This is a genomic window from Desulfobacter postgatei 2ac9 (genome assembly GCF_000233695.2).
GTDB classification, from domain to species: Bacteria; Desulfobacterota; Desulfobacteria; order Desulfobacterales; family Desulfobacteraceae; genus Desulfobacter; species Desulfobacter postgatei.
Map to the genome: position 1 here is coordinate 3,729,482 of NZ_CM001488.1, position 17,924 is coordinate 3,747,405.

The 17,924-nt window shown below is 48.3% G+C and carries 12 protein-coding genes; 5 read left to right on the plus strand and 7 right to left on the minus strand.

What is annotated here, in order from left to right; all coding sequences use genetic code 11:
- Window positions 1-220: 220 nt before the first annotated feature.
- Window positions 221-433, minus strand: a complete 213-nt coding sequence (locus tag DESPODRAFT_RS17245; protein ID WP_004075340.1) for a hypothetical protein — start codon at window positions 431-433, stop codon at window positions 221-223.
- 350 nt (window positions 434-783) lie between these two features.
- Window positions 784-4,629 carry a hybrid sensor histidine kinase/response regulator gene (locus DESPODRAFT_RS17255; RefSeq protein WP_004075341.1) on the minus strand — a complete coding sequence of 1,282 codons (3,846 nt, stop codon included), beginning with the start codon at window positions 4,627-4,629 and terminating at the stop codon, window positions 784-786.
- Window positions 4,630-4,817: 188 nt separating this feature from the next.
- Between DESPODRAFT_RS17255 and DESPODRAFT_RS17260 the strand changes: the two genes are divergently transcribed.
- Window positions 4,818-6,146, plus strand: coding sequence for an alpha/beta hydrolase (locus DESPODRAFT_RS17260; RefSeq protein WP_004075343.1), 1,329 nt, complete (start codon window positions 4,818-4,820; stop codon window positions 6,144-6,146).
- Window positions 6,147-6,157: 11 nt separating this feature from the next.
- Here DESPODRAFT_RS17260 and DESPODRAFT_RS17265 read toward each other — a convergent pair whose 3' ends face one another.
- Entirely contained in the window at window positions 6,158-7,972 is a 1,815-nt protein-coding gene (locus DESPODRAFT_RS17265) for an acyl-CoA dehydrogenase family protein (protein WP_004075345.1), read from the minus strand.
- A 105-nt stretch (window positions 7,973-8,077) separates the two neighbouring features.
- Here DESPODRAFT_RS17265 and DESPODRAFT_RS17270 point away from each other — a divergent pair, with 105 nt between their 5' ends.
- Both DESPODRAFT_RS17270 and DESPODRAFT_RS17275 read left to right on the plus strand, forming a co-directional pair.
- Window positions 8,078-8,563: a 2-thiouracil desulfurase family protein gene (locus tag DESPODRAFT_RS17270; protein WP_004075347.1), complete on the plus strand. Its 486-nt coding sequence runs from the start codon at window positions 8,078-8,080 to the stop codon at window positions 8,561-8,563.
- Between the two features lie 34 nt (window positions 8,564-8,597).
- Window positions 8,598-9,440, plus strand: a complete 843-nt coding sequence (locus DESPODRAFT_RS17275) for an FRG domain-containing protein (protein ID WP_004075349.1) — start codon at window positions 8,598-8,600, stop codon at window positions 9,438-9,440.
- A gap of 7 nt (window positions 9,441-9,447) precedes the next feature.
- Here the strand turns inward: DESPODRAFT_RS17275 and tsaA are convergent, their stop codons facing one another.
- From tsaA to proB, 4 genes are read right to left on the minus strand one after another with little or no spacing between them, the layout of a single operon-like run.
- Window positions 9,448-10,212, minus strand: a complete 765-nt coding sequence (gene tsaA / locus DESPODRAFT_RS17280) for a tRNA (N6-threonylcarbamoyladenosine(37)-N6)-methyltransferase TrmO (protein ID WP_004075351.1) — start codon at window positions 10,210-10,212, stop codon at window positions 9,448-9,450.
- Window positions 10,197-12,008 (minus strand): oligoendopeptidase F, encoded by a 1,812-nt coding sequence (gene pepF / locus DESPODRAFT_RS17285; protein WP_004075352.1) that lies wholly within the window; start codon window positions 12,006-12,008, stop codon window positions 10,197-10,199. Before pepF ends, tsaA begins: the two co-directional genes overlap by 16 nt.
- Before the next feature lie 37 nt (window positions 12,009-12,045).
- Complete coding sequence (locus DESPODRAFT_RS17290; protein ID WP_004075355.1) at window positions 12,046-13,302, minus strand: glutamate-5-semialdehyde dehydrogenase; 1,257 nt, start codon at window positions 13,300-13,302, stop codon at window positions 12,046-12,048.
- Between the two features lie 35 nt (window positions 13,303-13,337).
- Window positions 13,338-14,492 (minus strand): glutamate 5-kinase, encoded by a 1,155-nt coding sequence (gene proB, locus DESPODRAFT_RS17295; protein ID WP_004075357.1) that lies wholly within the window; start codon window positions 14,490-14,492, stop codon window positions 13,338-13,340.
- Window positions 14,493-14,757: 265 nt separating this feature from the next.
- Here proB and DESPODRAFT_RS17300 point away from each other — a divergent pair, with 265 nt between their 5' ends.
- Both DESPODRAFT_RS17300 and DESPODRAFT_RS17305 read left to right on the plus strand, forming a co-directional pair.
- Window positions 14,758-14,985, plus strand: coding sequence for a hypothetical protein (locus DESPODRAFT_RS17300; protein WP_216594024.1), 228 nt, complete (start codon window positions 14,758-14,760; stop codon window positions 14,983-14,985).
- A 408-nt stretch (window positions 14,986-15,393) separates the two neighbouring features.
- A complete protein-coding gene (locus DESPODRAFT_RS17305; protein ID WP_004075359.1) occupies window positions 15,394-17,763 on the plus strand; it encodes a hypothetical protein in 2,370 nt (789 codons plus the stop codon).
- Window positions 17,764-17,924 lie beyond the last annotated feature (161 nt).

The window sequence follows — 17,924 nt, forward strand, 5'->3', positions numbered from 1 at the left end:
CTTCTCCTAATATATCTGGATCATAATTTGATGGGAAAGGGGCCAGTACTAACCCTGGAAGCACTGGTGACTCCATGAAAGCTCTGTACCTTTTCAATGAGTTCACTTAATCCGGTGTTGCTCTCATTCGGGGATGTATTGGGTTGAGGGAACAGTTTGTCAATGGGCGCGAGAAATTGAGCCATTTATGGTCATCAAAAATGAGCCACACCGACTCAATTTATAAATCTCCTTTGCTTTTTTCTGTTAGCGGGCCATGATATTTAAAACCGGCTTCAATCAAAATATATTCCAACATTATCCCAACCTCACCTCTTCGCTTGAGTTCATCAAGCATCCACTTTTGTATTCTGGCATTGACATGAACCCGTTTTAGGTGTGGTGGTAGTTTGGGCTTTGGTTTTCCCCTATATCCTCCACGTTTTTTTACCATATGCATTCCGCCTTTCGGCAAGAATATCGCTGAATATCTCTGATATCAGGTGGTTTTAGATAAGTGTATAACGCTTTACAAAAAAACAGGGTCATTTTCGAGGTAATTTTGACCCTGTCCTTAATGAACCCTATATTCATGTTTTTTTACCTTTAAAAAACCAATTTCAGATGGGTATTATCTATGTATCTCACAACATTGAGGAAGTTAAAAATATTGCCGATCGCATCGCGATTATGAAAAAAGGCAATATCATACAGGTAGACACGAAACAGAGAATTTTTCAAAATCCATTGGATTGTATCTGCCGTTAAGATCGTTAACAAGTATTCGGCCAATGGGAACCTTCATCAGGTGTCTACAAGGCGGGAAAGTTGGTCAATCAGGTTCGGAAAGCATTTCAAGGTGTCTGGAAGCGAAACCATATCAAAAGTTTTGGCCTGTTTGGATACCGCTTCCCCCCATATCCGCAGGGGGGCGTATCCATAGGTTTGGCCAAGTTCGACGATCTCTTCGGCAAAGGCTTGGACATTTCCCATGATCAGGGCTTCATTGAGGTATTCCCACCTGTCCAGCATCTCTTCCCTGAGCAGGGTCAACAACTCCTTGAGTTTTTCAATCGCCATGGGTGTATCGCATTTGGGCGGGGGAAAGAGGTTGAGGATTTCCTCTTTCCCTTCGGCTTGTGCCATAACAGCGTCGCAGGGCAGGAGTTTTGTCTTCCCTGCCTCACTTTTGACATTGGGAATGGTCACCAGAAATCGGCTGCCGTTTCCCGGGGTTGAGTTCACCTCAATGGTGCCGCCCATGGCCGCCACTATTTTTTCGGATATGGAAAGCCCAATCCCGGTTCCGCCATAGGTATCAAAGTCCTGGCCCTTTTGCTGGCTGAACCTTTCAAATATCAGTCTTTTCTGGTCAGGGGCAATGCCGATCCCACTGTCTTCGATGATAAAGAAAAGTTCTGAAAACCTCTTCTCGTTTTCAAATTGCCGGTACCCGGCCGTGAGTTTGACAAATCCGGACGAGGTGAATTTAATGGCGTTTCCTGTTATATTCATCAGGATCTGTCTGAGTCTGACCCTGTCCAGAACAATGATGGAGGGGAGTTCTTTTTCTATCTCCAGGGAAAATTCAAGCCCCTTGATCCGGGCTGTATTCGCATAGATCTTGTTGAGCTCCTTCAACAGTCCTTCAAGATCAAATGGTGCATATTTCAGTGGAAAGCTCCCGGATTCCGCCTTTGACAGATCAAGGATATCGTTGAGCATGGCCAGAAGTGAATTACCGGCAGAACGGATGGTGGCCACATACTCTTTAATCACCTCATCCTGAACCTCCTTATATATGATATCGGAAAATCCGATGACCAGGTTCAGGGGCGTCCGGATTTCATGGCTCATATTGGCCAAAAACTCGCCCTTGGCCTGGCTGGCAGCCTCTGCCTTCTCCTTTGCGGCTTTAAGCGCCAGGGTCCGCTCCTTAACCATCTCTTCAAGTTTCTGCTTGTTTTTAACAAGTTCGTTCTCCACCTGGTCCTGTTTTTTGAGCAACTCGGATTTCATCCTGTCAATGGCCCGGAGTTGCTCGGTGATGCGCCTTGCCTTTTCCAGTTCTTCCGCCTGGGCCTTTATTTTTTTTTCTACTCTCTTATGGGCAAGACGCAAGCCCCCTATCCAGATCCCGATGCAGGCTGCAATGCAGGCCACATAGGCCCAAGTCCGCTTCCAAGGGGGGTTATCCACCTGGATTCTGATGGCCTTGCCCTTTTCGTTCCATACCCCATTGTTGTTGCTGCCGAACAGCCGCAGGGTATATGTACCCCCGGGCAGGTTGGTGTACTTGCCGTACCGCCGCGTTTCGGTGCGGTTCCATTGGGTTTCAAAGCCTTCAAGAAAATAGGCATATTCATTGTTCCCGGGACGGGTAAAATTCAGGACTGAAAATTCGAATTCAAAAAAATTTCGCTGCCAGGGCAGATGGATACTTTGAATGAGTTCCGGGGCCTTTCCAGTATCAAGCGGACGTCCTCCCTGCTCAAGGGAAATCAGGATTACCGGCGGGACATAGGGATTTTTCATGATCCGGTCCGGATGGAACCGGTTCACCCCTGAAAGGCCCGAGAACCAGAGGTCGCCCTCCCGGCTTTTCAGGGCACTATTGGCAAAAATACTGAACCTGTCTGCCTGGAGTCCGTCTTTTTCCGAGTAATGATCCAGAACCTTCCGGTTCTTGGCGTCAAAGAGATACAGCCCCATATCAGAACTGAGCCAAAGCCGTCCCCTGTCATCTTCCTGTATGGCCCGTATAGCTCCGGAGGGCAAACCCTGTGCCTGTGTGACAGGGGTAAAGATCCCGCTTTCTCTGTCAAAAAGATGCAATCCCCCATCTTCGGTACTTACCCAGAAGCGGCCCTTTAGATCCTCATGGCAGTCATTGATATTGTTCCCCCGAAGACCGTTTTTTCCTTTAGTAAACCGCTGAAAGTTGTCTGTGCCGGGGTTATAACGGTTCAGCCCGACTTTTGTACAAATCCACAGGGTTCCCTGCCGGTCATTAACAAGGTTAAACGCCACGTTGTTGCTCAGACTTCGGGGGTTGGTACAGTCGTGGACAAATTGCCGGAATTTGCCGGTCTTCTTATTGAATTGGAATATGCCGTTTTCCAGGGTGCCTAACCAAAGCAATTCCGGATTGAGACGGTCCTGAATCAACCCCCTGACAGGCGCTCCGGCCACCAGGGGATTCTGGTAGGTCGCTTCCAGGGTTCGGTTCTCCCGGTTGTATACATTCAGGGACCCGTCACCTGCCCCCACCCATAACCGGTCGGCACTGTCCTCGCACACCGAATATACCGAATATAGAGCAGAAATATTTTGTTCAACCGGGCCTGCCCTGGAAAAATCATCTGTTCCGGGATTGAACCGGGAAAGTCCGCCCTGACTCCCGCCGGCAACCCAGATGGTGTTCCGGCTATCCTGGTAGAGCATAAACACTGAGTTGGATCCCAGGCTTGTGCGATCTGCGGGATTGTGGCGGTAGAGGGTAAACTGGTGGGCAAAGCTGTCCCAGGCATCTACTGGACCTGTATTTCCCACGGTCCAGACAATGCCCTGGCGATCCATGAAAAAGCCAACGATCTTGTCCTCTCTGGGGCTTAAGGGGTTATCCGGATCATGGCGCAGGGATGTGAATGTTTCTGAATCGGTGTTAAAAACTTCCAGCCCGACAGGGTCGGTATAGGAGTGGGAAATCCAGATATACCCCCTGTGATCGGGCATGAGCGTGTAAACATAGTTGCTGGCCAGTCCCTGGGCGTTGTGGGGATCATGGGTAAATTGCCGGGTCTCAAGGGTATGGGGATCCAGACGAAAGAGCCCGGCTTTGGCCGTACCGATCCAGAGAAATCCCTTTGGTCCCTGGATGATGCTGTTGATGCATCCTGGGCCGGAATGTATTGAGGCATCCGGGGATGGCTGTCCAAAAGACCCCAAGGAAATCCGGGTAATACCCCCTGTTTTCTTATCAAGGCGATTCAGCCCCCCGGCCTTGGTTCCGGCCCATATTTTGTTTTCCTGGTCAACAAAAACCGTGAAGATACTCCCGTGGCTCAGGCAGTTGGAATTCCCGGGTTCGGGAAGGTAACGGACAAAGGTATTCTCAAGGGGATCGTAAAGATTTAGGCCGTTTTGGGTCCCGACCCATATCTTCCCGTCCTGGTCTTCGGCAATGCTCCTGGGGGCCCAGTTGAAAAAGTCCGAACTGATGCTGGCCGGATTCCCAGGATCATGCCGGAAATAGATAAATTTATTTAACCGCTTGTTGTAACAATTTAACCCGCCCCCCATGGTGGCCACCCAGATCCGGAAACCGGAACTGTCCGCAAACACACAGGGCGCAATATCGTTGTTGAGGGAATCCGGGCCCGATGAGAAACGCTTCATCTTATATCCGTCCCACCGGACTATTCCTTCGGGGGTTCCCACCCAGATAAATCCGTCACGGTCCTGGGTAATGCCGCAATTATAGGATCCTGTGTCAAAAGGGTGGGAAAACATGGCTTTGAAGGCCAGCGATAGGCCTGGGGTGGATAAAATCAGGCCCGGGATTAGGGTGAGAAATAGAAGGCTGCCGGACCACCCATGGAAGATGGTCTCCCCCTTTTTACGACATTGTTCCCTGAAAAATACCGTCATTTGTTCGCATATAGCGTTGCTAAAACCTGGTTTTCCGGATACCCCCGGTCAATTGAGCTGATGCTGAATTCTTCTTCTGATAAGGACCTTGAACATTATCCGGGGTTGCCTGAACATCAAATCTACCATAAAATGATAGGCATTGCCAGAACCTGGATGAAACCTTTATCAGTCAAAGGAGAAGCAACATGTTCAGATCTAAGCTCAACGGGTTTTTTGTGCTTTTTTTGTTTTTCCTTGCTTCCTGTGCGCCGAAACCTTCTTACCTGAAAGAGAGCGGCAGTCCGGCCGGCGTACCTCCGGATACAAAGTTACCCTTCAGTCAATATGTTCAGGAAAGCAGAAAAAATATTGAACAGATCCTGGGTGCCCTGCGGTTCGCAAAGGGGCACAGTCCCTTTCTTGGTGACTATTCGCCTGCCCAGGCAGCTCAAATGCGGGGCCCATTTGAACGCCTTCCGGAAAACGGCAGCACAGGGCCCGGTAAAGGTAAGGGGTTTCTTCTCATTCACGGGCTTACCGACTCCCCCTACCTGATGCGCAGCATTGCCGACTCCCTGCATCAGGCGTATCCCAACGGAACCATCCGGGCTGTGCTCCTGCCCGGCCATGGTACGGTTGCCGGAGACTCCATGAAGATGAAGTATGCGGACTGGATGGCCATCACCGACTATGGGGTTCGCAGCTTTGAAAAGATGGAGACAATTTCCGATCTCTACCTGGTGGGATTTTCCACCGGCACGGCCCTTGCCATTCGTCATCTGCAGGACAACCCCAAAAATCCCAAAATCAAAGGGTTGATCCTGATCTCTACAGCAGTCAAGGCCAAATCCGGTGCTGCCTTTCTCAGCCCCTACCTGCGCTGGGTTAAGGAGTGGCTCGACACGTTTGAAGAACGAGACGCGGCGCGATATGAATCATTTTCCGTCAATGCCGGCGCTGAATTTTTTCTGCTCACCAAAAACATCATGAAAACCAAAGCCCCCATTGACGTGCCGGTACTCATGGCTGTTAGTGCCGATGATCAAACCATTGACGCGAATGCAGCCCGGCAGTTTTTCTGCGAACAGGTGACGGCCCGGCGCCGCGGTCTGATCTGGTATGCATCCCGCCATGCCGAGCGGAATATTGATCCGCCCTGTGACGACATCAAAGAAGTCAAACCGGGGCCGGTGGACCGGAAATTCCAGGGAACCGCATACCGGTTCGCCAACTACGCCCATACGGCCCTGTCCATGAGTCCTTCAGATCCCCATTACGGCGTTAATGGCAAGTATCACCACTGCAAAGCCTATGACACTCCGCCGGATATGGAAGATTTCAATAAATGCCAGAAAGGCTCGGCCAAAACCATTTTCGGAGAAAAGGATATTGCCTCGAAAGCTGCCCAAAAAGAACTGGATTACGATTACTGGCGAAGAGGCACCTTTAACCCGGATTACCCGAGACTGGAACGGGCCATGATCTGCTTTGCCGATGAGACCTGCGATCTTCAGAACTCACTGGAGGATCAATAAAAAGAATCTAATCAGCTGGGAAACATGTCGTCTTCAATCTCTACAGCTACGGCGCTTGTGTTCAGCAGTGCCGCAAACCGGCCCAGAGTGATGGGCAGTACCGTCTGGGCATAAAATTCAAGACTTTTGATGACTCCCTGGTAAAAGGGAATATCTTTCTTTTTGGCCTTTTCAAGGTTTTGGGCAGCGGTCACGGCGCGCCACAGCAGCATCCATGCAAAAACGGTGTCACCGGTGGCATCCTGGAACGGATGGGCGTTGGCAAAGGCGGCAAGCACTTTGGGACCCATGGCGGTGGTGCCCATGTGGATGGCCACTTCAGCTAATTTTTTTACCACCTCTTCAACCTTGGTCGCCGCTTTTTCAAGTATCGGAATATCCTTGGCCCGGGCAATGGTCGTCTCCATTTCACCGAACAGATCCATGACGGGCTTGCCCTTGTTCATGCCAAGTTTTCGGCCTAGAAGATCCATGGCCTGGATGCCGTTGGTTCCTTCGTAGATCATGGTTATCCTGACATCTCGCAGCAACTGGGCCATGGGGTACTCTTCGATGAATCCGTAACCGCCGTAAACCTGCATGCCCTGGGAACAGACCTCAAAGGCCCGGTCTGTGACATACCCCTTGGCAATGGGGGTGAGGACTTCAACAAAGCCGTGGTATTTGGCTTTTTCTTCGTCGGTTGCCGCATACTTGGACATGTCAATGCAGTAATGGACATAGTAGATCAAGGTACGCATGGCTTCGACATTGGACTTCATCACCATGAGCTGGCGTCGCACATCAGGATGGCGAAAAATGGGAACTGCCGGGGCCCCAGGATTCATGATCTCCGTCAGGTTCCGGCCCTGGATACGGTTTTTTGCATAATCCAGGGCATACATATAGGCTGCACCGGCACAGGCAAAGCCCTGGACTCCTACGAGTAAGCGGGCAGCGTTCATCATGAGAAACATGGCTTTCATGCCCTTGTTTTCTTCGCCTAAAAGGGTGCCCACGCAGTTGCCTCTGGTCCCTAAAGACAAGGAGCAGGTTGAGTTTCCGTGGATGCCCATTTTATGCTCAATGCCGGTGCAGATGACATCGTTGAATTGCCCCAAAGACCCGTCTTTGTTAACTCTGTATTTCGGAACCAGGAATAATGAGATGCCTCTTGTGCCGGCAGGTGCCCCTTCAATGCGCGCTAATACGGGATGGATGATATTTTCTGCCAGATCGTGTTCGCCGCCGGAAATAAAAATTTTTTCACCCACAATGTTGTAAGTGCCGTCGGCATTAGGGATGGCTTTGGTGGTCAGTGCCCCGACATCGGATCCGGCCTCGGGTTCGGTGAGCAGCATGGTGCCGGTCCATTTTCCGGTGTACATGTTTTTAAGATAGGTCTTTTTCTGTGCTTCGGTACCAAAATGTTCAATAAGATGACCTGCACCCTGGGTGAGGGTGCAGTAGATCATGAACGGGTAGTTGGCCCCGTTGAAATATTCGGCTGTTGCCGCGGCAACGGTGAAAGGCATCCCCTGGCCGCCCCATTGGGGATCTTCGGTGGGGGCCAGCCATTCACCTTCATTGAACAGATCAAATACGCGCTTGAAAGAGGCTGGCGTGGTGACCTTGCCGTTTTCAAGTGTGCAGCCTGTCTCATCCCCTTCCTTGTTTATGGGCAGCAGCTCTTTAATCGCCAGATTTTTTGCCTCTTTAATCACCATATCAATGGTTTTTTTGTTAAAGTCGGCGTAATTGTCGTTCAGTTCTGAAAGGGTATGCGCCTCAAGGATTTCGTGAACGACAAAATCAATGTCCCGCTGGTCGGAAATTAGCTGTGCCATGTCTCCTCCTCACTATGGAAAATGAATTATCATTCATTGCATTGATTAGGTTCCTTAGTCAAGAAATTTTTACAAACCAAGGCAATGCTGATATAACGTTCCACCATGGAAAAGATACTGATTTCAGCCTGTCTTCTGGGACAGCCGGTGCGCTATGACGGCAGGTCCTGTCCCTTTAAATGCTCACTCATTGACCTGTGGCAGGCCAAAGGGTTGCTGGTTCCGGTCTGTCCGGAAATGGACGGTGGCCTTCCCGTACCCCGGCCGCCGGCAGAGATCTCCCCGGGCGGTGGTCCTGGGGTGTGGGCGGGAACGGCCCGGGTGACGACTCGGCAGGTCGATGTAACGGCGTTTTTTATCAAAGGCGCACAGGCCGCTTTGGACAAAGCTGTTGCCTGTGGTATCAAAACGGCCCTTTTAAAACAAAAGAGTCCGTCCTGCGGAAGTTGCCGGATCTATGACGGCAGTTTCAGCCGGTCTCTTGTGGCGGGTATGGGTGTGACAACCGCATTTTTAAGACAGAACGGTATTATGGTGTTTGGTGAGGATCAGATAAATCAATTGCCACAGGCCATTGCCCACAACAAATAAAGAAACCGGGGCTGCCCGGGGGGGAGAAAGTCTTATGCCGGACATCATAGTAGATTCCTGGGGCATGCTCCAGGAGGAATTGTTTAAAGGTGCCTGGAATGATGCCATTCAAAGGTACCGGCCACCCTTTGTGTACCGGGGGCTGTCCGATGCATCCTACCGCCTTGAAACCTCCTTGATGCGTCTGGGCGGACCGTTCTGGTCCCTTGAAAAGCACCTGCTGCGTAATTTCCGTAAATATTCCAGGGCCCAGGGGCGGGAAGAGCCTGATTCCTTCTGGCACCTTCTGGCTGTGGCCCAGCACCACGGGCTGCCCACCCGCCTCATGGACTGGACCTATTCACCCTATATTGCCCTCCACTTTGCCCTGGCCAACCTTGAGCGGTTTGACCTGGACGGGGTGATCTGGCGGATAAATTATGAACAGGTCCATGAGCGGTTGCCTTCCGAACTTAAAGGACAACTGGCCGCAGAAGGGGCCCAGGCGTTTACCGTGGAGCTGCTCACCAGTATCGGCCAGGAAAGGCCGGACTGTCATGCAGGGGAAAAAACCTTTCATCAGTATGTTGAAACCTTAACCCAGTTTGATGCCCTGGGCGGGTCCGAGGAGTTCCTGCTCTTTTTTGAGCCGCCATCCATTGACGAACGCATCGTGAACCAATATGCGCTTTTTTCGGTCATGCCCAATCCATGCCGGGTAATTGATGACTGGCTGAACCGTCATGCCGACCTTTTCCAGCGCATCATTATTCCCGCGAACCTTAAATGGGAATGCCGGGATAAACTGGATCTGTGCAATATCACGGAGCGTGTGCTGTTTCCCGGCCTTGACGGGCTGGGGTCCTGGTTGAAGCGTCATTACAGCCCCAAAAAATGATCCGCCACTAAACCGGGTCCAGGGAAAGGACCCGGATTTTATTTCCTGATGCCTGCCATTTGAGATCAAAGTCAAACAGCCGGATACCGTATACACGATTTTCTTGCGGCACATCCGTCCTGATGTCTCTTTCCAAATTGGGAAGATGAGCATCGAAATAAGCAGGCCGCGGATCATTTTCCAGCACCTGGGTAATGATGGGCATCAGATTGGGGATTGCCTTTTCCTTTTCCTGGAGCTGTGTGGCTGCCATGTCTGAAAAACTCACCTGACAACGCTTGTTGTCCGGAGCCGGTGCAAAACCGTCCCGGGCAGTGTCCAACCGGTCTGAATAGGGCAGATAGGGTTTAATGTCCAGAACAGGGGTTTGATCCAGGATATCCACACCGGTCAGGTGAAGCACCGGTCCTTTGGGTGTAGATTCAATGCCTTCAAGCCGGACACAGGAGATGCCGATGGGGTTGGGCCGGAACGGGGAACGGGAGGCAAATACGCCGACCTTTTTATTTCCCCCAAGGCGCGGGGGGCGTACCATGGAAGACCATTTTCCATTCTTTTTCACAACCTTGTGAAAAACAAAAACCAGCCAGATATGGGAAAATTGTTCAAGTCCTCTGACAGCCTCGGGCCTTGCAAATTCAGGAAAAAATTCAAGCATCCCCGGTGCCTTGGCCGCAAGGTTGGGCTGCCGGGGAATGCCGAATTTCTCCTTGAAACAGGTGTGGATCACACCAATGGGTTCTATATGGACGGGTTCTAAATGGACGGCCACAGGGTTTCCAGTTCTCTGATCCGTGATTCAAAATGAGATGCCGCCGCCTGCACCGGGGTAATGGTAGCCATGTCCACTCCCGCCACCCTGAGTTCGTCAATGGGAAACATGGCGCCCCCGAGTTTGAGAAAGTCAAGGTAATCGTCCACGGCAGCCTTACCCTTGTCTGTTATGCGCTGGGCTATTCCTAAGGCTGCCGCAAGACCCGTGGCATATTTATAAACATAAAAGGAAGAATAAAAATGGGGGATGCGCAGGCATTCCAGGGTAAGGGCCTCGTCAATGATCATGTTATCGCCGAAATATACGGATAAAAGGTCTTTATATACGGAGGTGAAGGTTTTAATGGTCAGGGGCTGGTTTTCTCCTGCCAGGCCATGGATGATATGTTCAAATTCGGCAAACATGGTCTGGCGGAAAAATGTGCCGCGGATATTGTCGATCTCCCGGTTCAGTATGTAGGCCTTCATTTTGGGATCATCCTTGTATTTTTCCAGAAGATGCCGGGCCAGAAGCGCCTCGTTCAGGGTGGATGCCACCTCGGCCACAAAAATCGTGTAACCGTGGGTGGGGTAAGGCTGGGCTTTGTTGGCAAGAAAGGAGTGCATGGAATGCCCTGCCTCGTGAATCAGCGTGAACAGGCTGTTAATGGAATTGGGATCATAGTTGAGCAGGATATAGGGGTTGGAATCGTAACACCCCGAAGAGTAGGCGCCGCTTTGTTTGCCTTTGTTTTCATATCTGTCCACCCAGCCCTGAAGCAACCCCTGCTCCAGGGTGCGGCAATAGTCCCGGCCTAAGGGTTCAAGAGCCTCAATGCAGGTCGCAACCGCCTGTTCATAGTCCATGTGGAAGTCAATATCAGGGACAAGCTGTACATAGGTGTCGTACATGTGCAGGTCGTCAACACCCAGGGCCTGTTTTCTGAAATCAAGGTATCGGTAAAGGGGTGAAAATGATTTTTTTACATTGATAATCAGGTTGTCATACACATCTTCCGGGACGTTGTCCGCAAACAGGGCAGATTTTCGTGCCGAATCAAAATGCCTCGCCCTTGCCCAGAATAGATCCTTTTTTACTGAGGCGCCTAATGTAGCGGCAATGGTGTGCCTGTGGTCATGGTATGTCTGGTAATACTGTTCAAAGACCGTTTTGCGAAAGCTTCTCTCTTTATTTCCCAGAAAAGTGATAAAGTTTCCGTGGGTCAAAGGCAGTACGTCTCCTGCAGGTGTTTTTACCCTACCGAAATTGAGATCTGCATTGTCCAACTGAGAAAAAATTCTTTGGGGGGCACTTAAGCTTTCGCCGGCCATTGCCAGGAGCTGTTCGGTTGGTGCATCCCTTGTGTGGGGAATGTACCGGATCATCTGTTCCAGGTAAAACCGGTATGGTTTAAATGCTTCTTTATCGAGAAGTCTCGTCAGTTGATCTAAGGGCATGGCCTGAATTTCAGGTGAAATAAAGCTTGAGGCCTCCCCGATGCGGGTGTAAAGATTGGAGGCGCGCTGGAAAAGACCTTCATTGTCCGACTGGGTTTTATCTTCATCGTTTTTCAGGTGGGAAAATGTATACAAAGCGTCCATATCCCGACTGACACCGTGGTCGAACTCAATGCAGGCTAAAAGGATATCAGGTCCCTGGGAAAGGGTTCCCTTGAAATTTTCATAGGTGGGTATTTTTTTTTCCAGCGCCTGGAAAAGCGATTCCCACGCCCCGATGCTTTGAAACATCGGGGACAGATCCCAGCAGTCACTTTGAAGGACCTCTTTTCTCGGGGTGTCGGGCTGATGAACCATAAAAAACTCCTTTGGCTGGTCGATAAAATAGTGTTGATCAGGTCCTGATCTGCCCGTTCCCCCAGGCCACAAATTTAGTGGTGGTCAGCTCTTTTATGCCCATGGGGCCGTAGGCGTGCAACTTGGAGGTGGATATGCCGATCTCAGCGCCCAGGCCCAGCTGGCCCCCGTCATTGAACCGGGTGGATGCATTGACAATGACAAGGGATGCGTCCACTTCCCGGATAAATCGCCGGGACCGGTTCAGATCCGTTGTGATGATTACTTCGGTGTGATTGGAGCCGTAGGCCGCGATATGGGCCATGGCATCATCCATGTCCTTAACCACCTTGACGGCCAGAATCAGATCCTGGTATTCCATGGGCCAGTCCGCTTCGGTGGCGGGAACGGCATCAGGCAGTATTTCGCAGGTTTTCGGGCACCCTTTAAGAGTGACACCGGCCTGGGTCAGTGCCTTGTGGACCATGGGCAAAAATTGTTGCGCCACACCTTCATGAACCAGCAGGGTTTCCAGGGCATTGCATACCCCGGGCCGCTGGGCCTTGGCATTGAGTACGATGCTCACGCCCATCTCCAGGTCCGCCAGCTCATCCACATAGGCGTGGCAGACCCCTTTGTAATGCTTGAGAACTGGGATGCTCGAGGCTGCCACCACATGGCGGATCAGACCTTCTCCACCCCGGGGGATGATCAGGTCGATATATTCTTCCTGCTTGAGCATGATATCCACGGCAGCCCGGTCCGATGTGGGGATGACTTGAACTGCGCCGGCCGGCAGGCCTTGAGTGGAAATACCCTGCTCAATGGCCCGGGCCAGGGCCTGGTTGGAGTGAATCGCTTCGGAACCGCCCCGCAGGATCACGGCATTACCGGCCTTCAGGCACAGACCTGCGGCATCCACGGTGACATTGGGCCTTGATTCGTAGATAATACCGATAACCCCCAACGGAATGCGCATTCTGGCCATTTCAAGACCGTTGGGCCGGATGGAGGAATCCGATAAGGTGCCCACGGGATCTTCCAGGCCCGCCACATATTCCAGCCCTTCGACCATCCCGTCCAATACCTTATCGGTAATGGTCAGCCGGTCGATCATGGCATCGGACAACCCGTTTTTCCGGGCCGCTGCCACATCCTTTGCGTTTTCCGCCTGGATGACCTCTTTATTCTTTTCCAACTGCCGGGCAATGGCAAAAAGCGCCCTGTTTTTCTGTTCCGCAGACAGGGTTGCCATAATGCGGGCTGCTGCCCTGGCCTGTTTGGCAATTTGAATGATCTGATTTTCCAAAGACATAGAATGGTTCTCCTTTATGTTTATCCCGAAATCAGTTATGAGCGGGCATCATCCGGGTATGCGGTGATCATCAGATTATCCCTGTGAATCACCTCGTCATAGGATATAAAACCTAACCGTTTCTTAATCTGGCTGGTCTTGCAGCCCATGATTTTTAATATATCCGAGGCACTGTAATTGACCAGACCCATGCCCAGGACCACGTTGTCCTCTGTAATGAATTCCACTGGGTCACCCACCTCAAAATAGTCTTCCACCCGGGTAATACCTGAAGGTAAAAGGCTTTTTCCCTGTTCCACCACGGCTTTCTGGGCGCCTTTGTCTATGGTGATTCGGCCCTTGGCCTGCAGGGTCAGGCCGATCCAGTTTTTCCTGGATGAAGGCTTTTGACCATTGGGGACAAAATAGGTGCCGGTATAATTATTGTCCGCAATTTTGACCAGGATATCCTGTTCCAGGCCACAGGCAATGATCATGGGGATGCCTGCCGCAGTCAGCTTTTTGGCGGCGCTTATTTTGGTGCCCATGCCCCCTGTACCCAAGGGCCCTGCAATCTTTCCGGCCATGGCCTCGATATCGCTGCCCATGGTGGTTACCTCTCTGATAAGCTGGGCATCGTCATGGACCCGGGGATCTTTGTTGTACAGGCCGCCGATATCGGTCAGATTGATCATCAGATCAGCGTTAAGCAGCATGGTGATCATGGCGCCCAGGTTGTCGTTGTCCCCGAATTGCAGGGATTTCACAGCCACGGTGTCATTTTCATTGATAATGGGCAGCACCTTCCATTCCAGGAGCGTACTCAGGGTGTTCCTGGCATTTAGATACCGGACCCGGTCGCACAAATCGCCTCTGGTCAGAAGAATCTGGGCCACTTTCCGGCCGCAGTGCTCCATGGCCTTTTCCCATTCACGGATCAGATCGGCCTGGCCGATGGCGCAAACCGCCTGGCGTTTGGGGGTTTCCGACGGCCTTTTTTTCAGACCGATTTTTTTAACGCCCGCAGCCATGGCCCCGGAGGAGACAAGGATCACTTCTATGCCCCGGTCATGGAGTAGACAGATCTGGCTTGCAATGCTGTTGATGATATGAATATTGAGGCTGTTTTTCCGGGTCAGCACCCCTGAACCCACTTTGACCACAATGCGTTTGCATGTGATCCGGGCTGAAAATTGCTGGTCGGTGTTCATTGTATGTTCCAGGTTTTAAAAAAGGCGGCAACGGGCCGCACACTAATCGTCTTTATAGACACCCAATAATGGGCCAAAAATTAAACCATAGCGCGAATGATTGCAAGGTATGATTTTTTAGGTTGCATAGTCTTTGTGATGGAAAAGGCAAAATATAGCTGGTACATTGATTGCCTGAAAATTTTGGGGCAAAGATAAATGAAGGGTTCTGGTAAATATTTTAAGCCCCCACCCCTTCCTGTTCTGGATCACCGTTGGTGTACCCGTGGCGTCCAAGGCCTGGCAGATTCATCCCGGGGGTGCCATTGGATTTGTGACCGGTTTCTATCTGCTGCTTGTGGGCTCCAAACTGGCCCTGGCCTTTGTGGTGGCCAGGACCCGCAGTTTTTTAACCGGTGCCACCTACGTCTGGACCATGCGGGTGCTGGGTCTTTTTCTGTGTTGTTTTGCCTGGGGGCTTGGCCGGGAGGGGGCAGGGCTTCTGGGGTTGTGAGCATTTCCAGGGCAATCGCATTTAACTTGCTTGCAGTTTTAATGTTAAACAGTAAAGGGTTACCCCAAGATATTGTCAAAACTATTAATAATAGTGGGTTTGAAATTCCACATTGAGGACATTTCGATATCGATGTAGTCCACAGTGAGAATTGGAAATGATCGCATCCACAATACTTCTGCTATTGAATGCTGTTTTGAAATAAGCCTGGGCGACTGATAATACCATCATTGGATGCTTTCAGTTTCTCAACGTTTCCAAATTTCATATTTACATCAAGTTGGTTGACTGATATTGAAATACCATCCTTATTTCCATTTTTTATTAGGATGATATTACAGACTCGGACTCTAATAAAAAAACTACATTACCATTCTGTTAGCGTTTGGGGCATAAAGCGAGGATATCATGGACATAATCGATTTGATTCTTAGTGATTACACTGACTTTATAAAATTTGAAGATTTGGCAAATGAAATTATGCTTCAAGAAGGTTACAATAACCTGGTTCCTGCGGGTGGGTGGCATGATGAAGGAGTTGATGCTAAATTAATAAAATATTATGAACAGAAAGAGTATAATATAATTTTCCAATATTCGATGCAAAAGGAGACCAAGTCAAAAATAACTAAAACATATGAAAAAATCAAAGGAAGCGGGAAAAGTTGCGATGAATTGATAATTGTGACATTGGAAAAAATCAATAACAAAGAAGAGGTAAAAAAAAATTTTAGGAAACAGTTTGGAGCTAAACCAAGAATCGAAATTTATGACAGACAAACCTTTAAATCGAGATTAGGGGCTAACTCTACCCTTTTGCATAGGTTCTTTCCAAATATAAAAAGTCAGCTTGAATCCGATCTATTTAAACCAACAAGTTGCAGCGATAATTTAAATAGTTACTATGAAAAGTCTTTATTAAAAATGACAATTGCATTTTCTCAACGCAGGCAATTTTTTGAGTCTAATAAACGACTGTTCGATTGCATGGTTCAATCTTTCGTGTATTTGAAATCCATGTGCATGATCGATGATCTCACAATTGAAATCTGTAAAAATCTAAATGCTCAAATAGATAAACAGAGGATTTTAGCATCCTTAAATAGATTGATAGGTTCCGGCAAGGTGTTGAATAAAGAAGGTCGATATACATTAATCAGGGACGAAATAATAAAGATTGAAGATACATACAAGGCTCTCGAATCTGATAAAGATGCTCTGGTAGAAGATGTATTATATAAAACGCAAAATATTTTAAAGCGAACACTTTCTCCGGCTTCAATTCGCTTTGCTAAAAGAAATATTGAGGAAAGCATAACAGAATATTTCAAACTATTTGCAATGGAAATATCGATTTCAGAGACTGAATATATTTATAATGATCTCGAATACTATGAGAATCTTATAAACAGACTGAAACGAGATTTACCGCCAGAAGAATATGAGATTCTAATTTATGCGGTTGGCGAAGTACTGAAAAAACCAACAGATGAGCAAAAGGTAGTCTTAGAGTCTTGGTGTAAAATTTATATTGGCCACCAAGTATTAAAATTAGATCCAAAACAAATTAAAGTGCAAGCCGACCAGTTACAAGGCAAAACCTTTGTATTAGATACGGATTTCGCATTGAATTTGTTAGTGTCCGAAGTAACTAAGAATTCAGTGTACAAGCGAATCGTTAATAAATTAATAGATTATGGCGCAAAGGTGTATATCCCTACAGATGTTTTACATGAAGTCGCCAAGCATGCCGAATTTTCAGTAAGAAGTTATAAATATTTTGAAAATAAATATAAAGGATTAGACCCAATTATCATTGAAGAACAAGTGATGAATGTGTTCGTAAAGGGATATTTCATAGCCAAATCAAATGGGGATATATCGGGATCTACAAGCTTTGATGGATACCTCAAAAATTATTATTCAAAGAATAGACCAATAGATTTTTTAAAAGTACTTGTTCATGATTCAATAAGTGACCAAGTTGGTCTAATTGACTTAGTCGACACGGAGTTAGATAAGGACGAATATGCTCAATTAGAGCAGCTTCAAGAAAAAATTTATACTCTTACGATCAAAACATTTAAAGCCGAATTTAGAGATGATGAAGAGAATCGTGAAATCGCACGTATTGATGCCAGATTATACCTTAATTATTTGCATAAAAATAAAAATCATACAAATTCTATGAATAGCTTTAAATATGGTTACTATGTGTTGACAACTACGACAAGACCTTTGAAATGTGCTAAGGAATTAAACATCCTGTCAGAATTTTATATAAAGCCATTAAAGATGGTCTCTTTTCTTGAAAAAATAGAACCATTTGATTTATCATACGAAGAAATTTCTAATGTTTTCTTAAATCCTTTTTTAGCGTATTCCGTATCAGAAAATTGGAAATATGTAGAAAAATTGCTGAATATAGGCATTGATTTAAAAGATGCAAATATAACTAGGCTAAAATGGGAGCTTTCAGAACTTTTCGAAAAAGATCTGCTATCTGACGAAATTGCAAACGATAGCTCATATGATGCTGGAGGCAGAGAACTGAAAGAATCCAGTGCAGATGAATTTGTTGATCTCGCAAGAGAAATCAGCAACCGTGGATATAAATTTGTCCCTTCTGTAAAAAGTCTAATCGATAAATATGAGGAAGAAAGAGAGAAAAATGAAAAAAACACTGATAAATTAGCTGAGTTAGAAAAGGAAATCGATAAATTTGGTAAAAGAAAACAAAAATACCTAAAAAGAGCTAGTGGCAAGATCGTTTTGTAGGCACGCTAACAGAAAAACTAACCCGGATACAATTGCCTTGCAGGCTCCCGATTCTGTGTGGTCACTGAGTACTTTGTCTATTTATGTGGGGTGCAACCCTTACCAGTAAAGGCGTTGACTACTTTTGTTATTGGTGATCTGAAATATAAAATTGGGCCGAT

Coding starts and splice junctions, on each gene's coding strand:
- DESPODRAFT_RS17245 (WP_004075340.1), bottom strand. CDS start 433: ATGGTAAAAAAACGTGGAGGATATAGGGGAAAACCAAAGCCCAAACTA.
- DESPODRAFT_RS17255 (WP_004075341.1), bottom strand. CDS start 4,629: ATGACGGTATTTTTCAGGGAACAATGTCGTAAAAAGGGGGAGACCATC.
- DESPODRAFT_RS17260 (WP_004075343.1), top strand. CDS start 4,818: ATGTTCAGATCTAAGCTCAACGGGTTTTTTGTGCTTTTTTTGTTTTTC.
- DESPODRAFT_RS17265 (WP_004075345.1), bottom strand. CDS start 7,972: ATGGCACAGCTAATTTCCGACCAGCGGGACATTGATTTTGTCGTTCAC.
- DESPODRAFT_RS17270 (WP_004075347.1), top strand. CDS start 8,078: ATGGAAAAGATACTGATTTCAGCCTGTCTTCTGGGACAGCCGGTGCGC.
- DESPODRAFT_RS17275 (WP_004075349.1), top strand. CDS start 8,598: ATGCCGGACATCATAGTAGATTCCTGGGGCATGCTCCAGGAGGAATTG.
- pepF (WP_004075352.1), bottom strand. CDS start 12,008: ATGGTTCATCAGCCCGACACCCCGAGAAAAGAGGTCCTTCAAAGTGAC.
- DESPODRAFT_RS17290 (WP_004075355.1), bottom strand. CDS start 13,302: ATGTCTTTGGAAAATCAGATCATTCAAATTGCCAAACAGGCCAGGGCA.
- proB (WP_004075357.1), bottom strand. CDS start 14,492: ATGAACACCGACCAGCAATTTTCAGCCCGGATCACATGCAAACGCATT.
- DESPODRAFT_RS17305 (WP_004075359.1), top strand. CDS start 15,394: ATGGACATAATCGATTTGATTCTTAGTGATTACACTGACTTTATAAAA.